20 protein-coding genes are annotated in these 23,694 nt (G+C 72.5%); 15 read left to right on the top strand and 5 right to left on the bottom strand.

Features of this window, described 5'->3' with window-relative positions; all coding sequences use genetic code 11:
* Positions 1–88: 88 nt before the first annotated feature.
* Positions 89–1,981, bottom strand: coding sequence for a glycoside hydrolase family 30 protein (locus ACZBH1_RS04310; protein ID WP_463645619.1), 1,893 nt, complete (start codon positions 1,979–1,981; stop codon positions 89–91).
* A 240-nt stretch (positions 1,982–2,221) separates the two neighbouring features.
* On the opposite strand from ACZBH1_RS04310, the gene ACZBH1_RS04305 reads away from it, so the two are divergent.
* The 10 genes from ACZBH1_RS04305 to ACZBH1_RS04260 all read left to right on the top strand — a co-directional run bounded on the left by ACZBH1_RS04305 (position 2,222) and on the right by ACZBH1_RS04260 (position 14,671).
* Positions 2,222–4,624: a beta-xylosidase/alpha-l-arabinosidase gene (locus tag ACZBH1_RS04305; RefSeq protein ID WP_463645618.1), complete on the top strand. Its 2,403-nt coding sequence runs from the start codon at positions 2,222–2,224 to the stop codon at positions 4,622–4,624.
* Positions 4,625–4,692: 68 nt separating this feature from the next.
* Entirely contained in the window at positions 4,693–5,883 is a 1,191-nt protein-coding gene (gene xylA / locus ACZBH1_RS04300; protein WP_336393633.1) for a xylose isomerase, read from the top strand.
* A 141-nt stretch (positions 5,884–6,024) separates the two neighbouring features.
* The gene (locus ACZBH1_RS04295; RefSeq protein ID WP_463645617.1) at positions 6,025–7,329 is read left to right on the top strand and encodes a xylulokinase; all 1,305 of its coding nucleotides are present in this window, start codon (positions 6,025–6,027) and stop codon (positions 7,327–7,329) included.
* A gap of 52 nt (positions 7,330–7,381) precedes the next feature.
* Positions 7,382–9,007 carry a LuxR C-terminal-related transcriptional regulator gene (locus ACZBH1_RS04290; protein WP_463645615.1) on the top strand — a complete coding sequence of 542 codons (1,626 nt, stop codon included), beginning with the start codon at positions 7,382–7,384 and terminating at the stop codon, positions 9,005–9,007.
* Positions 9,008–9,187: 180 nt separating this feature from the next.
* Positions 9,188–10,276: a class I SAM-dependent methyltransferase gene (locus tag ACZBH1_RS04285; RefSeq protein ID WP_463645614.1), complete on the top strand. Its 1,089-nt coding sequence runs from the start codon at positions 9,188–9,190 to the stop codon at positions 10,274–10,276.
* Between the two features lie 76 nt (positions 10,277–10,352).
* Complete coding sequence (locus ACZBH1_RS04280; protein ID WP_463645613.1) at positions 10,353–11,192, top strand: transposase; 840 nt, start codon at positions 10,353–10,355, stop codon at positions 11,190–11,192.
* 58 nt (positions 11,193–11,250) lie between these two features.
* On the top strand, positions 11,251–12,051 hold the full coding sequence (locus tag ACZBH1_RS04275; RefSeq protein WP_463645612.1) for a GTP pyrophosphokinase: 801 nt from the start codon (positions 11,251–11,253) through the stop codon (positions 12,049–12,051).
* Between the two features lie 62 nt (positions 12,052–12,113).
* The gene (locus ACZBH1_RS04270; RefSeq protein WP_452324015.1) at positions 12,114–13,307 is read left to right on the top strand and encodes a cation:proton antiporter; all 1,194 of its coding nucleotides are present in this window, start codon (positions 12,114–12,116) and stop codon (positions 13,305–13,307) included.
* Complete coding sequence (locus ACZBH1_RS04265; RefSeq protein WP_463645611.1) at positions 13,304–13,789, top strand: glutaminase; 486 nt, start codon at positions 13,304–13,306, stop codon at positions 13,787–13,789. The genes ACZBH1_RS04270 and ACZBH1_RS04265 overlap by 4 nt, the downstream gene beginning before the upstream one ends.
* 81 nt (positions 13,790–13,870) lie before the next feature.
* On the top strand, positions 13,871–14,671 hold the full coding sequence (locus ACZBH1_RS04260; RefSeq protein WP_463645610.1) for a TspO-related membrane protein: 801 nt from the start codon (positions 13,871–13,873) through the stop codon (positions 14,669–14,671).
* A 1-nt stretch (position 14,672) separates the two neighbouring features.
* Here ACZBH1_RS04260 and ACZBH1_RS04255 read toward each other — a convergent pair whose 3' ends face one another.
* On the bottom strand, positions 14,673–15,416 hold the full coding sequence (locus tag ACZBH1_RS04255) for a glutamine amidotransferase-related protein (RefSeq protein ID WP_463645609.1): 744 nt from the start codon (positions 15,414–15,416) through the stop codon (positions 14,673–14,675).
* 126 nt (positions 15,417–15,542) lie between these two features.
* On the opposite strand from ACZBH1_RS04255, the gene ACZBH1_RS04250 reads away from it, so the two are divergent.
* The 4 genes from ACZBH1_RS04250 to ACZBH1_RS04235 all read left to right on the top strand — a co-directional run bounded on the left by ACZBH1_RS04250 (position 15,543) and on the right by ACZBH1_RS04235 (position 21,028).
* On the top strand, positions 15,543–16,160 hold the full coding sequence (locus ACZBH1_RS04250) for an RNA polymerase sigma factor (protein WP_336393623.1): 618 nt from the start codon (positions 15,543–15,545) through the stop codon (positions 16,158–16,160).
* A complete protein-coding gene (locus ACZBH1_RS04245) occupies positions 16,150–16,617 on the top strand; it encodes a hypothetical protein (RefSeq protein ID WP_336393622.1) in 468 nt (155 codons plus the stop codon). Before ACZBH1_RS04250 ends, ACZBH1_RS04245 begins: the two co-directional genes overlap by 11 nt.
* Before the next feature lie 69 nt (positions 16,618–16,686).
* Complete coding sequence (locus tag ACZBH1_RS04240) at positions 16,687–18,468, top strand: S8 family peptidase (protein WP_463645608.1); 1,782 nt, start codon at positions 16,687–16,689, stop codon at positions 18,466–18,468.
* 58 nt (positions 18,469–18,526) lie between these two features.
* Positions 18,527–21,028: a CHAT domain-containing protein gene (locus tag ACZBH1_RS04235; RefSeq protein ID WP_463645607.1), complete on the top strand. Its 2,502-nt coding sequence runs from the start codon at positions 18,527–18,529 to the stop codon at positions 21,026–21,028.
* 192 nt (positions 21,029–21,220) lie between these two features.
* Here ACZBH1_RS04235 and ACZBH1_RS04230 read toward each other — a convergent pair whose 3' ends face one another.
* A complete protein-coding gene (locus tag ACZBH1_RS04230) occupies positions 21,221–21,808 on the bottom strand; it encodes a LysR substrate-binding domain-containing protein (protein WP_463645606.1) in 588 nt (195 codons plus the stop codon).
* 197 nt (positions 21,809–22,005) lie between these two features.
* Between ACZBH1_RS04230 and ACZBH1_RS04225 the strand changes: the two genes are divergently transcribed.
* Positions 22,006–22,404 carry a DUF1304 domain-containing protein gene (locus ACZBH1_RS04225; protein WP_463645605.1) on the top strand — a complete coding sequence of 133 codons (399 nt, stop codon included), beginning with the start codon at positions 22,006–22,008 and terminating at the stop codon, positions 22,402–22,404.
* A 15-nt stretch (positions 22,405–22,419) separates the two neighbouring features.
* On the opposite strand, the gene ACZBH1_RS04220 is transcribed toward ACZBH1_RS04225, so the two are convergent.
* Together ACZBH1_RS04220 and ACZBH1_RS04215 are read right to left on the bottom strand one after the other, a co-directional pair.
* Entirely contained in the window at positions 22,420–22,986 is a 567-nt protein-coding gene (locus tag ACZBH1_RS04220; RefSeq protein ID WP_463645604.1) for a thermonuclease family protein, read from the bottom strand.
* A 61-nt stretch (positions 22,987–23,047) separates the two neighbouring features.
* Positions 23,048–23,455 (bottom strand): transferase, encoded by a 408-nt coding sequence (locus ACZBH1_RS04215; RefSeq protein WP_463645603.1) that lies wholly within the window; start codon positions 23,453–23,455, stop codon positions 23,048–23,050.
* Positions 23,456–23,694: the final 239 nt, after the last annotated feature.

The following is a 23,694-nucleotide window of genomic DNA, read 5'->3' as shown; positions in this document are numbered from 1 at the left end:
GATGTGAGCGGGGGGATACGTCGATGGGTGATGCGGGAAGGGGGCGCGGCCGACCTGGGGCGGCCGGCCGCGCCGGGTGGGGTGCGGGTCAGTCCTCGGGGAAGAGGGTGACGGTCAGCACGCCCGCATATGTGCCGGGTGCGGTGTCCACCGGCATCTCGAGGGCGAGGTCCGCGCTGAGCTCCGTCGAGCCGAACCGGCCTTCAGTCGACGCCCCCGCGAGCTGACTCGGGCCTGCCAGACCCGTGCCGCCGTCGAGGATCGTCGGCACCGCGTCACCCGCGGTCACCCCCGCACGCGGGGTGAGGACCTCGGGCGACCACCCGAGATGCCCGGCGCCCAGCACTTCTCCGCCCGCGTCGAAGTCGCTCGCCTGGCCCGAGACCGACCAGCCGCCGTCTCCCGCCTGCTCTGCGTTGCGCGAGTCGGTGACCGTCACGACGGGAAGCTCCCCCACGAACCGGATCCGGTCGCCCGCGTTCGCGCCCTCTTCCAGCACGACCCCCTCGCCGAAATCGGCCACCGTCATCGACAGCGAGCCGGGCTCGCCGGGCTCGGCCACGGTCGCTTCGAGCGGGATCCCCTCGCCCGCCGGCTCCTGCGGCTCGACGACGAGCGTCACGAGCGACCGCGCGGGCAGCTCGAGGTCGGTCTTGCCGTCGGCGGTCGTGGCGATGCCCTCGCTCTGGACCAGCTGGTGGGTCTGGTCGTTCAAGTAAACCGTGGGCTGGCTGTCGATGTCGATGTCGGTCGAGATGGGCACGGTGCCGTTGTTCAGCAGCTGCACCACCCGCGTGCCGTCGGCGTTGTCGAACGCCGCGACCTTGAGGTCCGCAATGCCGTGCACCGCGTCGAAACGCACCGCCTCGGGGCGGATGAACCGGCTGAACGCGGCCATCCCGTAAAGCCGCGCACCCACCGTGTAGGTGTCGTTCTCGACGTCCACCACCATGAGGGATCCGGATCCGCCCTGGCTCACACCGAGCCACCACAGGTAGCCGGTCGCGTTCGCACGGGTCAGGGTGTCCATCATGTGATCCACCATGCGGATGCCGTCCGAGCCGGCGCCGGGGCTGCCGTCCCAGTTCGCGTTGAACTGCGTGAGGCCGGCCACGGAGGCGGCCCACTCCGACATCCAGAGCGGCTTGTCGGTCTCGAAGGTGGTGTCCGAGCGGCTGGCGTAGGAGTGAGCGGTGAGGACGTCGACCCACTGCGCCGCCTCGGCATCCTCCTGGATCGCACTGTGGTAGTTCTTGCCCTGACTCCAGCCGAACGACTCGCAGCACAGCAGGTCGTAGCCCGCAGCGTCGAAGACCGGTCCCGCCGTCTTGGTGAACTCGACCGCCTGCGCCGGAGTCAGCCGCATGGCCTCGTAGGTCGCGGTGTAGTCCGGCTCGTTCGCGAACGCGAGCCCGTCGATCTCGACGCCCTCCTGCTTGTAGAAGTCCGCCCAGGCGACGAGATAGTCGGCGTAGGCGTCCGTCCAATCCCCGCTCTCGCAGGTCGCACCGCTCAGACCGCACAGCGTTCCGCCGCTGGTGGGCGAGTTGTTCGTCTTCATGTAGCCGGGCGCGGTCCAGGCGTTGCCGTAGATGTACTCGACGCCGGCGGCCTCGGCCTCCTGGGCGAACCAGACCTGGCCGTTGTCGTAGCCGTCCCACTGATAGTTCGGCTCGGCATCCGGGCCGCCCGGGTCGGTGGGCTGGATCGACTGCATGACGTCGTACGTGTTGATCGACTGCCCGCCGATGCCGAGCCGGAGGATGGACGGGTCGACGCCCGTATCGCCGAGCAAGAGCTCGACGGCTTCCGCCTTCTTCTCGTCCGAGAGCAGGTTCAGGCGGTGCGTGCGCTGGAAGGCGGCGGAGTAGCCGAAGCCGTCGATGGTCTGCTGCACACTTTCGGGCTGCAGGTCGATCTCCGTCGCGTCATTGGCTGTGGCGATGGTGGGAACGGCCAGGGCCGATCCTGTCAGTGCCACAGCGGCGACTAACGACAATGTCTTCTTCACAGTTCTCCTTCGAAACTGTCGGCGTGTAATGTAAACGTTAACCTAGCCATGCGATGGAGCGAGGGTCAACGACTTTTATCCCTTTGATCAGGCACTGAACGCGCGGACCGCGGCCCGACCCCGCGGAGGCTCTTCCGCTCGCTCCTGCGCCCGGTTCTGGGAACGAATCGACGGTCTCGTCTCGATCGAGCGAACTGTGAAGGCGCAGAAATGAAACTTTCGGAACCCGCCGAGCTCGAGGCGACCACGGCCGGCGTCGCCGAGCAGTCCCCGCTGCGGAACGCCATCGCCACCGACTCCGACATCGTCGAGACGCTCGTCGCGCGCATGTCGCTCGACGAGAAGCTCGCCCAGCTCTACGGGGTGTGGGTGGGGGCCTCGGATGAAGGGAACGACGTCGCGCCCCACCAGCACGACGTGGAGGATCCCGTCGACCTCGACGCCCTGCTTCCGGCGGGCCTCGGTCAGCTCACAAGGCCGTTCGGCACCAAGCCGGTCGACGCCGGCGTCGGCGCGCTGTCCCTCATGCGCACGCAGCAGCGGTTGCGCGCGGCATCCCGCTTCGGCATCCCCGCCGTGGCCCACGAGGAGTGCCTCGCCGGGTTCGCCGCCTGGGGGGCGACGGCGTACCCCGTGCCGCTGAGCTGGGGGGCTACCTTCGACCCCGAGCTCGTGCAGCAGATGGCGCGGCACATCGGCGACGACATGCGCTCGGTGGGCGTGCATCAGGGTCTCGCGCCCGTGCTCGACGTGGTCCGCGACGCGCGGTGGGGCCGGGTCGAAGAGACGATCGGCGAGGACCCGCACCTGGTGGCGACGATCGCGACCGCGTACGTGACCGGTCTCGAGTCCGCCGGCATCGTCGCGACCCTCAAGCACTTCGTCGGCTACTCGGCATCCAAAGGCGGCCGCAACCTGGCGCCCGTGTCGGTCGGCGCGCGTGAGCTGCAGGACGTCCTGCTTCCCCCGTTCGAGATGGCGGTGCGCGAGAGCGGCGTCCGCAGCGTCATGAACTCGTACGCCGACATCGACGGCGTCCCGACCGCCGCCGACAGGTCCCTGCTCACCGACCTGCTGCGCGACGAGTGGGGCTTCGAGGGCACGGTGGTCGCCGACTACTTCTCCATCGCGTTCCTCAAGCTCCTCCACGGGGTGGCCGATTCGTGGGCGGATGCCGCGGGCGCGGCGCTGGCGGCGGGCATCGATGTCGAGCTGCCGACCGTGAAGACCTTCGGTGAGCCGCTGCGGCGCGCCGTGGAGGAGGGAGTCGTCGATGCGGACCTCGTCGATCGCGCCCTGCGTCGCGTGCTGCGCCAGAAGGAGCAGCTCGGGCTCCTCGACGAGGCCTGGTCGGCCGTTCCGGACGCGCTCGCGGGCGCGGACCTGTCGTCGCCCGAAGCGGTGCGCGGCACCGTCGACCTCGATCCGCCCCGCAACCGCGCGCTGGCGGCGCGGCTCGCGGAGGAGGCGATCGTGCTCCTCCGCAACGACGGCACCCTCCCGCTCGCCCGGCCCGCGACGATCGCGGTCATCGGCCCCAATGCCGACGACCCCTACGCGATGCTCGGGTGCTACTCGTTCCCGACGCACGTCGTGACGCAGCACCCGGGAACCGAGATGGGCATCCGCATCCCGACCCTCCTCGACGCGCTGCACGAGGAGTTCCCGGGAGCGCGGATCATCCACGCGCGCGGCACCTCCGTCGACGGAGGAGAGCGTGACGGCTTCGACGCCGCGATCGCCGCCGCCCGAGACGCCGACGTCGCCGTGCTGGCGCTCGGGGACCGCGCCGGCCTCTTCGGGCGGGGGACGAGCGGCGAGGGATGCGACGCGCCCTCGCTGGATCTGCCCGGTGCGCAGCAGCAGCTGCTCGATGCCGTCCTCGACACCGGCACCCCCGCCGTCGCCGTGCTGCTGGCCGGTCGTCCCTACGCGCTCGGACGCGCGGCGAGCGAAGCGGCGGGAGTGATCGAGGCGTTCTTCGCGGGCGAAGAGGGCGCGGCGGCGATCGCCGGGGTGCTGAGCGGACGGGTCAACCCGAGCGGGCGCCTGCCCGTCAGCGTGCCGTCGTCGCCCGGCAGCCAGCCGACGACATACCTCGCTGCCAAGCTGGCGCGCCGCACCGACGTCTCGAACATCGACCCGACGGCGGCATTCCCGTTCGGCCACGGGCTGTCGTACACGTCGTTCGCGTGGTCGCCGCTCACCGCGGACGCCGCCGAGATCGCGACGGACGGCGAGCTGACGGTCGGCCTGCGCGTGACCAACGAAGGGAAGCGCGCCGGCAGCGACGTGGTGCAGCTGTACCTCCACGACCCTGTCGCCTCGGTGGCGCGGCCGCTGCAGAAGCTGATCGCCTACGCCCGGGTGTCCCTCGAGCCGGGTGAGGCTGCCGACGTCCGCTTCCGCGTGCACGCCGACCTCTCCGCGTATACCGGCTCGGCGGGCGAGCGCGTCGTCGACGCCGGCGAGATCGTGCTCTCGGCCGGCAGGTCCAGCGGCGACCTCGTCTCGGCGCACCCGGTGGTGCTCGCGGGGCCGGAGCGGCGGGTGGATCACCGTCGGCGACTGCGCGCCGGGATCGACGTCTCGCCGGCCGTTGACGAGGAGTGATGCCGCTGGACGGGGCATCCGTTCTGGTATAGGTTGTCGTCAGCAACATTTACCCGCAAAGGAGCGTCATGCCCACCCCCACCCGCGACGACAAGTTCTCGTTCGGCCTCTGGACGATCGGCTACAACGGCACCGACCCCTTCGGCGGGCCGACCCGTCCCGCCCTCGATGTCGTGCACGCGGTCGAGAAGCTCGCCGAGCTCGGCGCCTACGGACTCACGTTCCACGACGACGACCTGTTCGCCTTCGGCTCGACCGACGCCGAGCGTCAGACCCAGATCGACCGCCTCAAGGGCGCCCTCGCCGATACGGGCCTCATCGTGCCCATGGTGACGACCAACCTCTTCTCCGCTCCGGTGTTCAAGGACGGCGGCTTCACCTCGAACGACCGCGGCGTGCGTCGCTACGCCCTGCGCAAGGTGTTCCGCCAGCTCGACCTCGGCGCCGAGCTCGGTGCCAAGACCTTCGTGATGTGGGGCGGACGCGAGGGCGCCGAGTACGACTCGGCGAAGGACATCCGCGCCGCCCTCGAGCGCTACCGCGAGGCCGTCAACCTCCTCGGCGACTACGTCACCGACAAGGGCTACGACATCCGCTTCGCCATCGAGCCCAAGCCCAACGAGCCCCGCGGCGACATCCTGCTGCCGACGCTCGGCCACGCGATCGCGTTCATCGACTCGCTCGAGCGCCCCGAGCTGGTCGGCCTCAACCCCGAGGTCGGCCACGAGCAGATGGCCGGCCTCAACTTCGCCGCCGGCATCGCGCAGGCGCTGTTCCACGGCAAGCTCTTCCACATCGACCTCAACGGTCAGCGCGGCATCAAGTACGACCAGGACCTCGTGTTCGGCCACGGCGACCTGCACAACGCGTTCGCGCTGGTCGACCTGCTCGAGAACGGCGGCCCGGGCGGCGTCCCCGCCTACGACGGCCCGCGTCACTTCGACTACAAGCCGTCGCGCACCGAGGACGAGACCGGCGTCTGGGACTCGGCGGCGGCCAACATGCGCACCTACCTGCTGCTCAAGGAGCGCGCCGCGGCATTCCGTGCCGACCCCGAGGTGCAGGAGGCGCTCGAAGCCGCCCGCGTGCCGGAGCTGTCGGTCCCCACCCTCAACGAGGGCGAGAGCTACGACGACTTCCTCGCCGACCGTTCGGCGTACGAGGACTTCGACGCCGATGCCTACCTCGGTGGCAAGGGCTTCGGCTTCGTCCGCCTGCAGCAGCTGGCCACCGAGCACCTGCTCGGCGCCCGCGGCTGAGGCATCCGTCCCGGCGTCATACGCCCCGGCGCGCCCCCTCCCGGCGTTCACGTGCGCTGACTGCACGCTCTGCACCCGGTGCGGCGTACGTTCAGCGCACGTGAGCCGGGTCGGGGGCGCGCGAAGCGAGAAGGAGGAGCGATGGCTCTGGTGATGGGCGTCGATTCGTCGACGCAGTCGTGCAAGGTCGTGATCACGGATGCCTCGACCGGCGCTGTCGTGCGCCAGGGGCGTGCGGCGCACCCCGACGGCACCTCGGTCGACCCCGAGGCCTGGTGGACGGCGCTGCAGCGGGCGATCGAGGACGCGGGCGGGCTCGACGACGTCGAGGCGTGGGCGATCGGCGGCCAGCAGCACGGCATGGTGGCGCTGGATGCCGACGGCCGGGTGGTCCGCGACGCGCTGCTGTGGAACGACACCCGCTCCGCGCAGGCCGCCGCCGACCTCGTCGCCGAGTTCGGCGCCGACCTGCTCGCGCACCGCACGGGCCTCGTGCCCGTGGCATCGTTCACCATCACGAAGCTGCGGTGGCTGCGCGACCACGAGCCCGACAACGCCGCTCGCGTGGCGGCCGTCGCCCTTCCCCACGACTGGCTGACGTGGCGCCTGCGCGGCTTCGGACCCGCCGGCGAGTCTCCCCGCGGCGCGGTGCTCGACGAGCTCGTCACCGATCGCTCCGACGCCTCGGGCACCGGCTACTGGGACCCCGCGACCGGCGGGTACGACCGCGAACTGCTGATCGCGGCGCTCGGCCACGACGCGGTCCTGCCGCGCGTGCTCGGACCTGCGGAATGGGTGACGGATGCCGCCGGCCGGCGCGTCGGCGGCGGTGCGGGCGACAACGCCGGCGCGGCGCTGGGCCTGGGCGCCGGACCGGGCGACGTCGTCGTGTCGATCGGCACCAGCGGCACGGTCTTCGCCGTCAGCGAGGAGCGCACGATCGACCCCAGCGGCACGGTCGCGGGGTTCGCGGACTGCACCGGGCGGTTCCTCCCGCTCGTGGCCACCCTCAACGCCGCCCGCGTCCTCGACGCGATCGGCCGCGTGCTGGGCGTCGACCACGCCGAGCTGTCGCGTCTCGCCCTCGCCGCCGAACCGGGCGCCGCGGGGCTCACCCTCGTGCCGTACTTCGAAGGCGAGCGCACGCCGAACCTGCCCGACGCGACCGCGTCGCTCACGGGCATGACGCTGGCCTCGACGACGCGCGAGAACCTGGCGCGCGCCGCGGTCGAGGGGATGCTCTCCGGGCCCGCTGCCGGGCTCGAGGCGCTCCGCGGCCTGGGCGTGCCGCTCGAGCGCGCCCTGCTCGTCGGCGGCGGCGCCCAGTCCGACGCGGTCCGCCGGATCGCCCCGCTCGTGCTCGGGCTGCCCGTCGACGTGCCCGAGCCGGGCGAGTACGTGGCGCTGGGGGCGGCGCGGCAGGCGGCATCCGTCCTCTCCCCTTAGGCGCGCACGCCGACACCGGGTGCCGGAGCCTCCGCGGCGGTACCATTCCGCCATGGCGGACACCTCCGCCGTGCTCGAGCGAGCGCGGACGGCATATCGGTCCGGTGACTGGGAGACGGCGCGGGACGGCTTCGCCACCGCGCGCGATGGGGCGGCGGCCACCGGCCCCGATCTGCGCGCGCTCGCGGCGTGCGAGTGGTGGCTCGGGCGGCAGGAGTCGTGCCTGGACATCCTCGACGAGGCCTACCGCATCCTCGCGGCGGACGGCGATGCGATGGCCGCCGCGGAAGCCGCGCTCGTCATCGCGCTCGTACGGCTGACGCGTGCCGAGATGACGGTCGGCACGGCGTGGGCGCGCCGCGCGCACCGGATCCTCGCGGACCTCCCGGACGCCCGGGCGCACGCGTACGACGTCTACCTGACGGCGAGCATGGACCTCGACGCCACCGGTGCGCTGTGGCCCGCCGAGAGCGTGTCGCGGATGCGGCAGCTGGCGTCGTCGCTGCGCATCCCCGCGGTGTCGGCGCTCAGCGCCGTCGTGTCGGGGATGCACGCCATCCGCGCCGGCCGCACCGCGGAGGGCTTCGCCGAGCTCGACGAGGCGATGCTCAGCGTGGTGTCGGGCGAGCTCGAGGCGGAGTGGGCGGGCGATGTGCTGTGCACGACCATCCACGTCTGCCACGAGCTGGCCGACTTCCGGCGGATGGCCGACTGGACGCGCGCCGCCGAAGCATGGTGCGCGTCGCACGGCACCGATGTCGTCTACGCCGGGGTGTGCCGCGTGCACCGCCTCGAGCTGCAGTCGGCGAGCGGGGAGTGGGATGCCGCGGAGGCGGCGCTGCAGCGGGCGTGCGCAGACCTCGCATCCGACCATCCCTGGGTCGCCGGCGAGGGGTGGTACCAGGTCGGCGAGGTCCGCCGGCTGCGCGGCGATACCGCGGGTGCTCGGCACGCGTACGACCGGGCGCGCGCGGCCGGTGTCGACCCGGTTCCGGGCGAGGCGCTGCTCGTGCTCGCGGAGGGCGACCTCGAGCGGGCGGCGGCGATGATCTCGACCTCGCTCGCTCAGCGCGATCGCCTGGGCCGTGCACGGCTGCTGCGCCCCGGCGTCGAGATCGCGCTCGCGGGCGGCACGCCGGAGCAGGCGCATCGGCTGCTCGACGAGCTCGAGGACGACGCGCGCGAGTTCGGCAGCGACGGCTTCCGGGCGTGGGCCGCGCACGCCCGTGGGATGGCGCTGATCCACGCCGGCGACGCCGACGGTGCGATCAGCCGCCTGCACTCCGCGCTGGAGATCTTCCGGCGCCTGCGGCAGCCCTGGGAGCAGGCCAACGTGCTGTGCTGGCTCGCGTCCGCGCACGAGCGGCGCGGCGACGACGCCCTGGCCGCACAGCTGCGCGACCAGGCCGGCGCGATCTTCGAGCGGCTCGGCGCTCCGCCGGTCGTGGTGCGGTCGGGGACGGCGCCCGCGTCCGACGGCCCGCTGACCGCCCGGGAGCGGCAGATCGTGGAGCTCGTGGCACAGGGCAAGTCCAACCGGCAGATCGCCGCGGAGCTCTTCATCAGCGAGAAGACCGTGAGCCGGCACCTGGCGAACGTGTACGTGAAGCTCGACGTCGGCTCGCGCACCGCCGCGGTGGCCTGGTGGCACGAGCAGGGCGGGCCGCGCGGGCGGTAGGCCGATGCTCCCCGCGCGGGCCGGGCGGCGGGCGCCCGCGGCACGGCCGGCGCGGCGGTCTGCATGGAATGGTGCAGGCGCGTGGGCGAAGTTGCGCCGTTCGCCCGAGGCGGCCGCCCGGGTGGCGTCCGTAGCGTCGTCCCCAGACACACCCGATGGACCTCGACGAAGGAGACCACGATGTCCACGACGACGATCACCCGGACCGATCCGGAGGCGACGGCCGCGTTCGCGGACCGGCTCATGGGCGCCACGCTCGGCTGGTTCGACCTCATGGCGGTGCACCTGGGCTCGCAGCTCGGCTGGTATGCCGCCCTGTCGCAGCCGGGCGGACTCACGGCGGCGCAGCTCGCCGCACGCACGCGCACCGACGCCCGGTACGCCCGCGAGTGGCTCGAGCAGCAGGCCGCGAGCGGCATCCTGCACGCGGAGGACGCCGCGGAGCACGCCGGCCGCCGCTTCCTGCTCGCGCCCGGCGTGGAGGAGGTCCTGCTCGACCGCGGCAGCCTGTCGTACCTCGAGCCGCTCGCCCGCATGGCGGCGGCCGTGTCGGGGCAGGTGGACGCCCTGCTCGATGCCTATCGCACGGGCGGGGGCGTCAGCTGGGAGCAGCTCGGCCGGCACGCGCGTGAGGCGCAGGCCGATATGAACCGCCCGTGGTTCGAGCAGCTCCCTTCGCTCTTCGCGGGCATCGAGCGCATCGACGACGTGCTGCGGCGCCCCGGGGCCCGGATCGCCGACTTCGGGTCGGGTGGCGGATGGTCCTCGATCGCGCTGGCGCAGGCCTACCCGCAGCTTCGCGTCGTCGGCTTCGACATCGACGAGGCGTCGGTCGAGGCCGCGCGGCGCAACGCCGCGGAGGCCGGCGTCGGCGACCGGGTCGAGTTCCTGCTCTCCGACGCGGCGCTGGCCGCTTCGCAGGGGCCGTTCGACGCCGTCTTCGCCTTCGAGTGCCTGCACGACATGCCGCATCCGGTCGCCGTCCTCGCCGCGGCGCGCGAGGCGGTCCGCGACGACGGCATCGTCGTCATCATGGACGAGGCCACCGAGGAGCGCTTCGCGCCGCAGGCGAGCGAGCTCGAGCGTCTGCTGTACGGCTTCAGCATCTTCGTGTGCCTCCCCGACGGCCTCTCTCACCAGCCGAGCGCCGGCACCGGGACCGTCATGCGCCCGGACACCCTCCGCGGCTACGCGCGATCCGCCGGCTGGAGCGACATCCGCGTGCTCGTGCCCGAGTTCGGGCTGTGGCGGTTCTACGAGATCGTCTGACCCGACGCCGCAGAACTTTCCGACCCGCGCCCGGCAGGGCGCGGGTCGGATCGCGGGGAGCGGCCACAATGAGGGGATGGCGAAGGATGCCGACGACCTCGATGCGATCGCGGCCGAGCTGTACGCGCTGCCACCCGCGCAGTTCACGGCCGCCCGCAACGCCCGTGCGGGACGTGCCGCGCCGGGCCTCGCCAAGCAGCTGAAAGCGCTGCGCAAGCCCACCGTGCCGGCGTGGAGCGTGAATCTGCTCGCGCGCGAAGGGCAGCTCTCGGAGGCACTCGAGCTCTCGGCCGCGCTCCGCGAGGCACAGGACGACCTCGACGCGGCCGAGCTGTCGCGGCTGGGCAAGCAGCGGCGCCAGCTGGTCGCCGCCCTGGCGAAGCAGGCAGTCGGCCTCGCCGCCGACGCCGGCGTCGCGCTCAGTCCCGCGGCCCGCGAGGAGGCCGAGAAGACGATCAACGCGGCGGTGATGGATGCCGCCGCCGCCGCCGCCGTGCTCACCGGGCGCCTCGTCAAGGCGCTGGAGGCGGGCGACATCGACCCGAGCGCGCTGGCCGACGCGGTCGGCGGTTCGGTGCCGGGAGTCGTCGCGCCGCCGCCGCGTGACGACCTTGCCGAGCGGCGAGCGCGCCGCGCGGCAGAGAAGGCCGCGCGGGAGGCCGAGCGCTTGGCCGGCGAGGCGGAGCGCGAGCTCGCCCGGGTCGAGACGCGCCAGGCCAAGGCCCAGGAGCGGGTCGATCACGTGCGGGAGCGCATAGACGATCTCCGCAGGGATCTGGCCGCGCTCGAGGCCGATGAGGATGCCGCCGTCGGCAAGCTCGACGCGATCGAGCGCGAGCGGGCCGATGCCGTCGCGAAGGCGCGCGCCGCCGCGAAGGAGTCCGAGCGCGCGCAGCAGGCGCTCGACAACCTCTGAAGGTCGTCCCGCCGCCACTCACAGCACACTCGTAGGCCGCCGTCCTACCGTGAGACCCATGGCGACTCCCGCACCCGTGGTGTCCGTGACGGCGACCGACGAGGGTGAGATCACGGTCTCGCCGAGCGAGCTGCGTGAGCTCCGCGACGAGCTGCAGCGGTTCATGATGGAGTACCGCTTCGGGCTGCAGGAGGTCGAGACCAAGATCGGGATCCTCCGCGAGGAGTTCCTGCTGACGCACGACTACAACCCGATCGAGCACGTCTCGAGCCGGGTGAAGTCCCCCGACAGCCTCGTCGAGAAGGTGCAGCGCAAGGGCATCGACGGGGACTTCGCCTCCATCCGCCGCAGCATCACCGACATCGCCGGCATCCGCATCACGTGCAGCTTCGTCGCCGACGTCTACCGGCTGTTCGACCTGCTCACCGCGCAGGACGATGTGCGCGTCATCCAGGTGAAGGACTACATCGCCGCACCGAAGCCCAACGGCTACAAGAGCCTGCACGTGATCCTCGAGGTGCCGGTGTTCCTCTCGACCGGACGCATCGAGGTGCCCGTCGAGGTGCAGTTCCGCACCATCGCGATGGACTTCTGGGCCAGCCTCGAGCACAAGATCTACTACAAGTACGCCACGCGCGTGCCCGATGAGCTGCTCGCGAGCCTCAAGGACGCCGCCGACAGCGCGGCCGAGCTCGACGAGCGCATGGAGCGCCTGCACCGTGAGATCAAGGGCGGCGGCGCAGGCGCTGCCGCACCCGTCGCGGTGCGCGAGATCGCCGCCGTCGCCGCGCCGGATCCGTCGACGGATGCCGCTCCCGCGCGGCCCCGCGACGCCCGGGACCGGCCCGTCTCGCTGTAGCCGCTCGGTCGCTCCGCGCGAAGGCCGGGTGCGCGCCGGAGGCCTGCCGCTACCCTGAACCCGTGCATCTGGAACCCACGCTCATCCTCATCCCGGCGGTGGCGGTGCTGGCTCCGGTTCTCGCGCGGCTGGTCGGCCGATGGCTGCGGGTGTCGATCGTGGTGTTCGAGCTCGTGCTCGGGATCGTCATCGGCCCCTCGGTGCTGGGCTGGGCGAGCGAGAACCCGTTCGTGGAGACGCTCGCCGACTTCGGCCTGGCGATGCTGTTCTTCGTCGCCGGCACCGAGATCGCGTTCGGGTCGTTCCGCGGCCGGCTGGGGCGCCGGGCCGGCCTCGGGTGGATCGTGAGCCTGGTGCTCGGCATCGGCCTGGGGTGGCTCATCGCACCGGGCGAAGCGGCGATCGTGATCGGCATCGCGCTCTGCTCGACGGCGCTCGGGACGCTGCTGCCGATCCTGCGCGACGCCGGCGAGCTGCACACCCCGTTCGGCCGGACCGTCGGAGCGCTCGGCGCCGTGGGGGAGTTCGGGCCGCTGATCGCGATCTCGATCTTCCTGGGAAGCCGCAACCCCGGCCTGTCCACCTTCGTCCTGATCGCCTTCGCGCTCATCGCCGCCGGCGCGATCTGGCTGGCGTTCCGCATCCCGCATGGGGCGATGCACGCCTTCGTCGCGTCGACCCTGCACACGTCGGGCCAGTTCGCCATCCGGGTCGTGCTGCTGATCCTCGCGGCGCTCGTGTCGCTGAGCATCGTGTTCGACCTGGACTTCCTCCTCGGCGCCTTCACCGCCGGGATCATCTGGCGCCTCCTCATGCGCGACGCCGGAGAGGAGGACGCCGCGGCCGTGGAGAGCAAGATCGAGGGCGTCGCGTTCGGGTTCATGGTGCCGATCTTCTTCGTCTACACGGGAGTGACGTTCGACCTCCAGGCGCTGCTCGACGAGCCCTCGCTGTTCCTGCTGCTTCCGGTCGGTCTTGCAGCTCTGCTGGTGATCCGCGGTCTTCCGTCGACGCTCGCGGCGCCCGAGGGCTCGACGCCGCGCGATCGGCTCTCGATCGCGCTCCTGGGGGCGACAGGCCTCCCGATCATCGTCGCCGTCACCGCGATCGGCGTCGAAGAGGGCGTCCTGTCGACGGGGCACCAGGCGGCCCTCATCGCCACCGGCATGCTGTCGGTGCTGCTCTTCCCCGTCGTGGCGATGGCGCTGCGGGGGGACCGCGTCGCCGGCGACGTGCTCCAGGACGACATGGCATGACCACCGCCGAGCTGTTGGACCGTGCCCGCGCACAGCTGGCCGGAGCCCCGCGCGAGGCCCTCGGCGAGCTCGTCGTGCCCCGGCGGATCCTCGGCGTCTCGCGACCGCCGCGAATCGAGCCGCGGGGAACCGCGTGGCACCTGGGGGTGCTGCTGCTCGCCGACGACGCCGTGTGCGCGACGGGCGACGTCGTCCGCGCCCGTGCGGAGGCTCGGCGCGGGTACACCGCCGAGTCCCAGCGTCACCGCGCCGAGCTCGCGGCGGCGGCACGCCGCGGCGGTTTTCGGGAGGGCGAGACCGTCCACATCGGATGGCGGATGCTGCGGCCCGACGCCGTCGACAGGGGAGAGGCATCCGGTCCGCTCATCTCCGACGACGGCGTTCCCAGCATCCGCTGGAGCACCTCAGGCGGACTCATGCCGCTCGAGGCATACCTGTCCGAGCGGGTCGCACTGCTGCTCGATCCGCCCACCGGCGCGTAGAGCGCCCGCCAAGCGCTTACCAACGGGCCTGGGTCGGGTCAAGAGGTGGCCGGGCCTCTCGCGCGCGCCTACGGTGAGACCATGGCGCGACGCGACCTCCTCCGGCAGATCGTCGTCATCAGCGCGTTCTGCTTCATGATCGTCGCCGCGATGGTCGGCTCCGGCGTCTTCGGTGGGACATCCGTGGAGAACCTGCAGGACGGCGCGCTGGACGAGGACGGCTCGTATCTCGCCCCCGCGGGGCCGGCGTTCGCGATCTGGTCCGTGATCTACCTCGGGCTCTTCGCCTACACGATCTGGCAGGCGCTGCCGGCCCAGCGCCGCAGCGACCGGCAGCGCACGCTCAGGTGGCTCATCGCCGGCACGATGGTGGTGAACGGGCTGTGGCTCGTCGCGGCGCAGTTCGGCTCGCTGGCGCTCACCGTGCTCGTCATCATCGTGCTGCTGGCCCTCCTCGGGGTGACCTTCCACCGGACGGTCATCGACCCGGCCGACGGCTGGCTCGACCGGCTGCTCGTCGACGGTGTCACGGGTCTCCACCTCGGCTGGGTGACCCTCGCGACGGTGGCCAACATCACGGCGTGGCTCACGGTCATCGGCCCACCCGAGTGGGAGGCATCCGCCGATCTCTGGGGCGTCGTCGTGCTGATCGCCGTCGCGGTGATCGGCCTCGGCATCGAGGCCGCCGGCGGCTGGCGGCTCGGCCCGGCGCTGGCGATCGCCTGGGGACTGTCATGGCTCGCCGTCGGACGACTGTCCGGCGAACCGCCGAGCACGGCCATCGGCATCACCGCGCTCATCGTCGCCTTCGTGGTCCTCGCGGCGGCCGTGATCGGCACGATCCTGCGCGAAGCGGCGTCCGTCCGCAACGCGTCGGCGTGAGTCAGGCGCTCGCGAACCGGGCGGCGAAGGCATGCAGCAGCCGTGCCGGCTCGGTCACGGACGCCGCGAGCACGCGCGCGGCGATCGTGTCGAAGTGCGCCGACTCGAAGTAGCCGTCGTCCCGGTAGACCGCCATGCGCTCGGTGAAGGCCTTCGTCGTGGGCTCCGGGTGGAACTGGGTGGCGTAGAGCCGGTCGCCGACGCGGTACGCCTGGACGGGGCATTCCTCGTTCGACGCGAGCAGCACCGCTCCGTGCGGCAGCTCCTCGGTGCCCTCCTTGTGCGCGGTGAGCGCGGTGAAGCGGTCCGCGAGGCCGCCGAACACCGGGTCGGCCAAGGCGGCGTCGGTGAGCTCGATCGCGACGGGGCCGGTGTCCTCGGGGAAGGCGCGGCTCACCCGTCCGCCCAGCGTACGGGTCGCGACGCCGATCCCGTAGCAGGTGAACAGCGCCGCCGGACCCATGCCCGAGGCCGCGTGCTCGGCGATGCGCTCGAGTTCGGCCTCGAGCCGCCGCTGGGCGTCGGTCTTGGTCGACTCGGGGTCGGCGACGTTGAAGGGGCTCCCGCCGATCAGGAAGCCGGCGTACTGGTCGAACACGCCGGCGGGCAGCGGATCGCGCACCAGATCGTGGCGGGCCAGGGCGTCCGCGTCCACGCGCATCGCGGCGCGGAAGGACTCGTATTCGGCTGCCGCCGCGTTCAGCTGCGGGCGCACGCAGACATAGAGCAGCGGCCGGGTGGTCATGCACGCAGTCTAGGTCTCCGCCCGCACGGCGGGCGAGACGGCCGAAATCTGCGGAATCGGTCAGGTCGTCGCGTGTATCAGACCGACACTTCCGTGCTCGGGCATGGTGTGGACAGAATGGGCGCTATGACGCATACGGGCGCCGAGCCATCCGTCGACTCCGTGGAGCCGGCGCGATGGGAGCGAGCCGCCGCACTGTTCGTGCGGTGGCGCGAGGGCGACAGCCGTGCGATGGATGAGCTCGTCCGCCTGATGACGCCGCCGCTGTGGCACGTCGTCCGGGCGTACGGTCTCGACCACGCGCTCGCTCAGGACGTCGTGCAGACGACGTGGCTGACGCTCGTTCGCCGTCACGAGACCATCCTCGACCCGCTCGCGGTGTCGGGGTGGCTCACGATGTGCGCACGCCGTGAGGCGTGGCGGGTCGGCAAGCAGCATCGGCGCGCCGATGCGACCGAGGCCGAGTCGCTCGAACCGCACCTTCCTGTCCACGAATCCGCCGAGCAGACGGCAGCGCAGGACGACGAGACGCGTCGCCTCTGGACCGCTGTCGGCACGCTCAACGACCGATGCCAGCGCCTGCTGCGGATCGTCGCGTTCGAGGACCGCCCCGACTACGCCCGCATCGCCGAAGACCTGGCGATGCCCATCGGATCGATCGGACCGACCCGTCAGCGCTGTCTCGCGAAGCTGCGCGCCGTTCTCGAGGGCGACGGATGGAGAGGGGACGACGATGGAAACTGAGGACTTCGCGGCCGATGCCGCACTGTTCGCACGCATGCGCCGGATGTGGGAGGACGTCGATCCGGTTCCCGCCGACCTGGTCGACCGCATGGTCGCCGCGGTGGCCGTCGAGGACCTCTCGCGCGAGTACGCGCTGCTGACCCTCGTGGAGGGGACGCTCGCGGCGGTGCGCGGAGAGACCGATACCGCGACGCTGCAGTTCAGCGACGGCACGACGAGCGTGCTGCTGCACGTGACGGCCACCGAGGGCGGCGGCCGGCGCGTGGACGGATGGGTGGATGCCACGGCGCTGGCCATCCGGCTCGTCCAGGACGACCGCGAATGGTCGGCCGAACCCGGCGAGCACGGTCGGTTCGCCTTCGAGGAGGTCACGCCAGGGGTGGCGCGGCTTCGCCTGGTGGTCCGCGACGCCGATGGGGCGATGCACGACTTCCAGACCCCGCAGTTCGAAGTCTGACACGCAGTTCCGAGAGACGGATGCCGCGGCCTGGGGGCCGCGGATTCCGCATGTGATGAGGGAGAAGACATGGCGAAGGGCGAGAGCGCGCAGCGGCGCACCTGGCGGGAGCGAGAGGTCGCGGGGGAACCGAAGGGCGTGGTCCTCGACCCCCGCCGCGAGCCGGTCCCCGGCCTTCAGGCGTACGACACGATGTACGTGCCGGGGCACCTGGTGATCTCGGGAGACCCCGCCGCCGCCGAGGAGGCCCTGAAGGGGGCCGCGGCCAAGCTCGGCTGGGACGTCGAGGTGGAGCCGCTCCCGAGCGGGAAGGACACCGCGGCGCTCTCGCGTGCGCGGATCGTCCAGGCGCCGCGGGAGAACCGCGACGACGAGCCCGTGCCGCCCGTGGACGCCTGGCGTCTGCTGCAGCAGGCGCGCCGCGATGTGCTCATCGCCGAGCGCCTCGGCGTCTCCCCCCGCACCCTCGCGCGGCGGGAGGCGGCCGCGGAGGAGGTCGACTCCGCGGCCCGTGCGGCCGCGACGCGCAGCGTGTCGCTCGAGGCGGCGATCGCCAACGACCCGCCCCACCGCGCCGAGGCCGCGGCCGAGCCGGAGGTGAAGACCCGGCGTGCCCGCGCGGTCGACGATCCCGTGCTCGCTCAGGTCAGCCTCGACCACGTGCTCGGCGTCGACCCGATCGACATGAATCCCCACGGCCGCACCAACCCCCACGGCCGCACGAATCCGCACGGGCGGACGAATCCGCACGGGCGCACCAACCCGAGCGGCACCGACGGCTACGCCTACCCCGGATCGGGCGGACTGGAACTCGTCACCTTCATCGGCGCTCCGCCGACCGACCGGCACACGCTCGCGGACGGCGGCCGGCGACCCGTCATCGCCTTCGCCGACACCGGCTGCGGCGAGCACCCCTGGTTCACCGCGCCCGACGGCCGGTCCGTCGTGCGCACGATCGACGCCGCGGACGGCTCCGGCATCATCGGCGTGAACGACCCGGCGACCGACCCCGAGCGCTTCGGCGACCTCGCCGGCCCGCTCGACGGGTTCCTCGACGATGCCGCCGGGCACGGGACGTTCGTCGCGGGCGTGCTGCGCCAGGTCTGTCCCGACGCCGACCTCATCGCTATCCGGGTCGCCGACAGCAACGGCAGCGTCCTCGAGAGCGAGCTGATCACGGCGCTCGAGCAGCTGGCGGACTGGATCGACGCGGGGACGGAGGCGGAGCCGCACGTTGTGGACGTGCTGAACCTCTCGCTCGGCTACTACCACGAGACCCCCGAGGACGGACGGTTCAGCCTGCGCATGTACGAGGCGCTGCGCAGCCTCCGAGCCCGCGGCTGCGTGATCGTCTGCTCGGCCGGGAACGACGCGACCGAGCGTCCCACCTTCCCGGCGGCGCTGTACAACTGGGGAGACCCGCTCCTCAGCTTCGACGATCCGGACGGCGACGCCGCGCGGCACTTCGCCGTCGGTGCGCTCAACCCGCAGCGCACCTCGGTCGCGCTGTTCAGCAACATCGGGGACTGGGTGAACCTCTACGCCCCGGGGACGTCGGTGCTGAGCGTCTTCCCGTCCTTCGAGGGCGGCCTCCAGGCAGGCTCGCGCAACGACCGCGGGCAGCGCCGTCGCCAGAGCCTCGATCCGGACGACTTCGACAACGGCGACGAGGGGGGGTTCGCCGTGTGGAGCGGCACCTCGTTCGCCGCGCCGTACGTCGCGGGAACGGTGGCGGCGAAGCTCGCCCCGCAGCTGATGGGCGCCGCCGTCGCCGGACGCAGGAAGCACCCCGTGGACGAGGCGGTCGAGGCGATCACGGCGCTGGACCGATCGCGGCTCCCCTCCGGGTAGCGGCGGAGCGCGGCATCCGTCGTCGCTCCGCGGGCCCTCTTCGCGCCATGATTGCTCCATGGGGACTGGTCTCGACGCGGGGGCGTCGTATGCCCGCGGGGTCGAGCTGGCCAATCGGGGTCGCTACACCGACGCGAAGCGCGTGCTCGCCGAGGCGAGCGCCGCCGCCGAGCGCGACGGCGACCGGAATCTGACGGCCCGCATCGCGGGCACCACCGCGTATGTGCTCGCGCGCACCGGCGACGTCGACGCAGGCGAGCGGCTCTGCCTGGACGCGCTCGGTCAGGACGGCCTGGACGCCGTGACGATCGCGCAGCTCCACGGGCAGCTCGGCGCCCTCGCCCTCGAGCGCGGTCTGCTCGACGACGCGGCGGCGTGGCTCGACAAGAGCATCCGGGGGCTTCGGGACGAGCCGGTGCGCCAGGCCAACATGAGGATCAACCGGAGCCTCGTCGACATGCAGCGCGGTCAGCTCGACACGGCGCTGGCCGACCTCGCCGCGGCCGAGCAGGCGTACCGCGAGGCGGGGATGACCACCGAGGCGAACCTCGCGGTGCACAACCGCGGCTACACCCTGATGCTCGCGGGTGATCTCGTGGCGGCGCTGCAGACGATGCAGTCCGTTCGCGAGCCGCTGGACGACGCCTCCACGATGTGGGCGGCGGTGAATGAGCTCGACCGTGCCGAGGTGCTCCGCGAGGCGGGCCTCGTGACGGAGGCCGAGCGGAGCCTCTCGGCCGTGTCGGCGGCGTTCGGCCGGCACCGCGCACCGCGCGACAGGGCGACCGCCGACTATCACCTCGCGCGGTCGCTGCTCAGCCATGATCCCGAGCGCGCCGCGACGGTCGCGACGGCCTCCGCCCGCCGTTTCGCCGCCATCGGCAGTCCGGGCTGGGCGGTGCGGGCCGACGCGATCGGGCTCCGCGCGCGCCTGGCCGTCGGCCGCCTGGACCGCAGCGGGATGCCGGTGCGGGTGGCCCGCCGGCTGCCCTCGCGCGCGAAGGTCGCCGCCGTCGCCGAGAAGCTCGAGGCGCAGGGATTCCGCTCCGAGGCCGAGGCGCTCCGGCTGACCGATGCGCTGGCCCGCCTGCGCGCGAACCGCCGGGGGGCGGCGTCGGATCCGGGCACCCGCGTCGGCCCGCGCACGCCCCTGGAGGTGGGCCTGCTGGCGCACGAGCTGCGCGCGGCGCGCGCCGCCGACCGCGGCCGGGAGGGCGACACCCGCCGGCACGCCGCGGCGGGGCTCGACCTCCTCGACCGCAACCGGCAGTCCTTCGGCAGCCTCGACCTGCAGGTGTCGGCCGCCATGCGCGGCATCGGGCTGGCGACCACGGGCCTCTCGTCGGCGCTGCGGTCGGGCAGCCATGCCGCCGTCTTCGAGTGGTCGGAGCGCGCACGGGCACTGACGGGCTTCGTGCTGCCGCTGCGGCCCCCGCCCGACCCGCAGCTGGCCGCCGACCTCGCCGAGCTGCGGGTGCTGCGCACCGCCCACCCCGACGGCGACTGGCTGTCGGACCCTCGTGCCTCGCTGCTGAGCGACCGCGCCCGCCAGCGCCAGTGGTCTCAGACCGCCGCCGGCGAGCAGACCGGACGCGCGTCGCTCGACGACGCCGTCGGCGAGCTCGGCGACGGCGAGGTGCTCGTCTCATATGTGTTCGACGGCAACCAGCTGGCGGCGCTCGTGGTGTCGAAGCAGGGCAGCGAGCTCGTCGGATTGGACTGGGCGGCGGCGCGCTCGGCGCTGGGCGGCCTGCGCGCAGACCTCGACATGTCGGCGACCGTCGTCGGGCCGATGGCCGCGGTGGTCCGCCGCGGCCTGGACGCGCGTCTCGAGACGCTGTCGCAGGTGCTCTGCACACCGGTCGACGGGCTGCTCAGGCGCGCAGAGCGCGTCCTCATCACTGCGCCCGGCGTGCTTTCGGGAGTGCCCTGGATGATGCTGCCGGCGCTGCGGCGGCAGCCGATCTCGATCGCCTCCTCGGTCTCGGCCTGGCTCCGCGAGCGCTCACGCGAGTGGACGCCTCCTGGGTCGGCCGGCTTCGCGGCGGGACCGCGGGTCGCCCGCGGCGAGGAGGAGGTGACGGCCGGTTCGGCGGCCTGGCGGCAGGCTGAGGTGCGGACGGGCGTCGGCGCCACGGTCGCGGACGTCACTGCCCTGGCCTCGCGCGTGGACGTCCTGCACGTCGCCGCGCACGGCAGGCACGCCGCCGACAACCCGATGTTCTCGGGTCTCGAGCTGGCCGACGGCGCGCTCTTCGGATACGACATCGATCTCATCCCGCGTGTGCCCGACACCGTCGTCCTCTCGGCGTGCGAGGTCGGACGCTCGTCGGTCCGGTGGGGTGAGGAGGCGCTCGGGATGACCCGCATCTGGCTGCACGCCGGGACGCGCAGCGTGATCGCCGCTCCGGTGGTCGTCGCGGACGACAACGCGTGCGAGCTGCTGGGCGCCGTCCACGAGGGGCTCGCAGCGGGCACCGCGCCCTCGGTCGCGCTCGCCGAGGCGTCAGAGCGCACCGGCATCGTCGCCCCGTTCCAGGTTCACGGCGCCGGCTTCTGACCCGATCCACCGCGCGTGTATCAGGACGGATGCCGCGCACTCCTCATCATCGGACAGGCTCGGCATGCCGACGGGGGGTCGGGTGCGACGCGAGGCATTGGGGAACGCAGATCGGGCTGCGCGTCTCGGCGCCGGTCCGCGAGGGGTGCCGCGTGGGAACTGGGGCGGCACCCCTCTCCTCGCCCTGCGGAGTCAGTCGCGCGACGAGTTGGCGGTGCGACCTCGCACGATCCCGACGAAGGTCTCCACGGCGGCCGTGCTCCGCTCGGCCACCCACGCCAGCGCGACCGTCGACGAGGGGCCGTCGATGAGCGGCCGGTAGTCCGCGTCCTTGCGCCGGTGCAGGCGAGCCAGCGACATGGGGACGACCACGATCCCCACCCCGGCCGCGACGGTGGCGATCGCATCGGCGGTCTCGGCGGGAGGGTCGAAGGCCGGCGAGAGGGTGCCGGGGATCCGGATGCCGAGCACGTCGTCCCCGGGCACGATGAGCACCTCGCCCACGAGGTCGGCGGTGTCCAGCTCGTCCGCCGCGGTGAGGTGCGAGTCCGCGGCGCAGACGACGACCGGCACCTCGTCGTACAGCGGGATGACGTGCAGCCCGTCCTTGTCGATCGGGAGTCTCACCAGCGCCGCGTCGACATCGCCGTCCAGCAGGGCCCGCCGCTCGTCGTCGGTGGCCAGCGGCACCAGCTCCAGCGCGGTGCGCGGCATCCGCTCGTTCCACGTGTCGATCCACTTGCCGGGCGTCGCCCCGGCGATCGCGCCGAGCGTGAACACCGGCGGCGCCGGATCGCCGGGCGGTACGGGGGAAGGAGCGGGCGACGGCTGCGGCCGCCGGGACCGGGTGGGCCCGGGCTTCTGCGCACGGCCGGCGGTGTTGCCGCGCTTCGGCGGCGTGCCCCGTCCCCGCCCACCCGCGCGTGCCCCGCCTTTCGCCATACCGTTCAGCGTAGCCGGGGCGCTATCGTTCGCTCATGGTGGCGATCCTGGCGACGGTCTTCGCAGCGCTGGCCGCGCTGCTGCACGTGTACATCTTCGTGATGGAGAGCGTGCAGTGGACGCAGCCGCGGATCTGGCGGCGGTTCGGGGTGGCCGACCAGGCGGCCGCGGACACCACGAAGCCGATGGCGTACAACCAGGGCTTCTACAACCTGTTCCTCGCCGTCGGCGTCGTCATCGGTCTGGTGCTGGTCTACGCCGGTGCGGATTCCGCCCCGCTGCGCGCGGCCGGCCTCGCGCTCGTGCTCTTCAGCCTGGGCTCGATGGTGGCGGCCGCCCTCGTGCTGCTGACGACCGGCATGAAGTACCTGCGCGCGGCGCTCATCCAGGGGACGCTGCCGCTCATCGGCTTCGTGCTGTTCCTCTTCGCCTGACGCGCCGCAGATGGCTCAGTCGCACGCGCCCCAGCGGCCGGCCGACGCGGCGACCGCGGTGGACTCGAGCGAGCGCAGCAGCTCCTCGTGGGTGCGATTGGGCGAGTAGACCTCCACGCGCGCATCACCGCCGGCGACGAGCTCGCCGTTCACGAAGCGGCCGTCAGGGGTCCAGACATAGAGCAGGGTCCTGCCGTACTGATCCTGCGGCTCGACGTCGGTGGTGACCCAGATGGTCGATCCCGCCGGGGCGAGCGAGGTCAGCGTCGCCGTCGCCTGCGCACCCCAGCACTCGAGTTCGGGCGAGATCTCGGGCGTGTCGACGCCCAGCAGGCGGATGCGCGTCGAGCCGGGATCGCCGACGACCTCATTGGGGGTCGTGACGTGGGCGCGCAGCGTGTCGCCGTCGTGCACGCTCTCGACGGTCATCTCGAAGGCGTCGGGCGGGATCACCGGCATCGCGGCCGTCGTGGCCCCTGCCGTCGGGGCGGCCTCGGGCGCGTCGCCGCGGCCTATGAACCACCACAGGGCGGTGCCCGCGAGGACGACGAGCAGGATGCCGACGAGGACGCGCGTGACCACCCGGCGAGCCTAGAGCCTGGCGGCGACGTGCGCCGTCTCGAGGTGAGCGGGCGCCCGGCGCTCAGGCGGCGAGGCGGAGCCCCCGCTTGTCGGTGGCGACGCGCTCGCCGTCGCCGATCGTCTCGTCGTCGCCGATCAGCGATCCGCCGGCCACGCGTGCGTCGTGTCCGACGTGCGTGCGCACGCCGATCTTCGCGCGCGGCCCGATCGCCGCCCGTGGACCGATGTGGGCGTGCGGCGCGATCTCCGCGTCGGGCCCGATCACCGCGTCGGATTCCACCCAGACGCCACGGCCGACATGCGCGCCCGCGGCGATCTGCACTCCCGGTTCGATGTACGCCCCCGCTTCGACGACGGCGCTCGGGTGCACCTTGGCTCCATGCGCGATCAGGCCACGGCCATTGGCGTGCTTGCGATAGCGCAGCGTCTCGCCCTGGTCGTTCTCGATGTCGACGTAGTTCTTGCCCACTGTCCCCTCCTGCAGCGCCGGAAGGCGCCGAGTACAGGAATAACCTCAACCCTTGATGATTCATTCCCGCGCATCGGATGCTTTGGATGCACGGGGTTGCCAAATATTCGGAACCGGGCTATGAAGCGGATTGCGCCCGCGTCCGCGAGGGGTCGAACGCGCACCGGGATGCTGCCGCAGGGGTCTTCCCGGACAGATCGACCGGTTCTGCTCTAGGCTGTGGAATCACCCATCCGTCG

It is taken from the genome of Microbacterium sp. ZXT2-5, assembly GCF_055329545.1.
The sequence above is the reverse complement of the archived record's forward strand: the minus strand, read 5'-3'. Positions and strand labels throughout refer to the sequence as shown.

What these genes read in the sequence shown, in the direction of transcription:
- ACZBH1_RS04305 (WP_463645618.1), top strand. Translation starts at nt 2,222, where the DNA reads ATGAAACTTTCGGAACCCGCCGAGCTCGAGGCGACCACGGCCGGCGTC.
- xylA (WP_336393633.1), top strand. Translation starts at nt 4,693, where the DNA reads ATGCCCACCCCCACCCGCGACGACAAGTTCTCGTTCGGCCTCTGGACG.
- ACZBH1_RS04295 (WP_463645617.1), top strand. Translation starts at nt 6,025, where the DNA reads ATGGCTCTGGTGATGGGCGTCGATTCGTCGACGCAGTCGTGCAAGGTC.
- ACZBH1_RS04290 (WP_463645615.1), top strand. Translation starts at nt 7,382, where the DNA reads ATGGCGGACACCTCCGCCGTGCTCGAGCGAGCGCGGACGGCATATCGG.
- ACZBH1_RS04285 (WP_463645614.1), top strand. Translation starts at nt 9,188, where the DNA reads ATGTCCACGACGACGATCACCCGGACCGATCCGGAGGCGACGGCCGCG.
- ACZBH1_RS04280 (WP_463645613.1), top strand. Translation starts at nt 10,353, where the DNA reads ATGGCGAAGGATGCCGACGACCTCGATGCGATCGCGGCCGAGCTGTAC.
- ACZBH1_RS04275 (WP_463645612.1), top strand. Translation starts at nt 11,251, where the DNA reads ATGGCGACTCCCGCACCCGTGGTGTCCGTGACGGCGACCGACGAGGGT.
- ACZBH1_RS04265 (WP_463645611.1), top strand. Translation starts at nt 13,304, where the DNA reads ATGACCACCGCCGAGCTGTTGGACCGTGCCCGCGCACAGCTGGCCGGA.
- ACZBH1_RS04260 (WP_463645610.1), top strand. Translation starts at nt 13,871, where the DNA reads ATGGCGCGACGCGACCTCCTCCGGCAGATCGTCGTCATCAGCGCGTTC.
- ACZBH1_RS04255 (WP_463645609.1), bottom strand. Translation starts at nt 15,416, where the DNA reads ATGACCACCCGGCCGCTGCTCTATGTCTGCGTGCGCCCGCAGCTGAAC.
- ACZBH1_RS04250 (WP_336393623.1), top strand. Translation starts at nt 15,543, where the DNA reads ATGACGCATACGGGCGCCGAGCCATCCGTCGACTCCGTGGAGCCGGCG.
- ACZBH1_RS04245 (WP_336393622.1), top strand. Translation starts at nt 16,150, where the DNA reads ATGGAAACTGAGGACTTCGCGGCCGATGCCGCACTGTTCGCACGCATG.
- ACZBH1_RS04240 (WP_463645608.1), top strand. Translation starts at nt 16,687, where the DNA reads ATGGCGAAGGGCGAGAGCGCGCAGCGGCGCACCTGGCGGGAGCGAGAG.
- ACZBH1_RS04235 (WP_463645607.1), top strand. Translation starts at nt 18,527, where the DNA reads ATGGGGACTGGTCTCGACGCGGGGGCGTCGTATGCCCGCGGGGTCGAG.
- ACZBH1_RS04225 (WP_463645605.1), top strand. Translation starts at nt 22,006, where the DNA reads ATGGTGGCGATCCTGGCGACGGTCTTCGCAGCGCTGGCCGCGCTGCTG.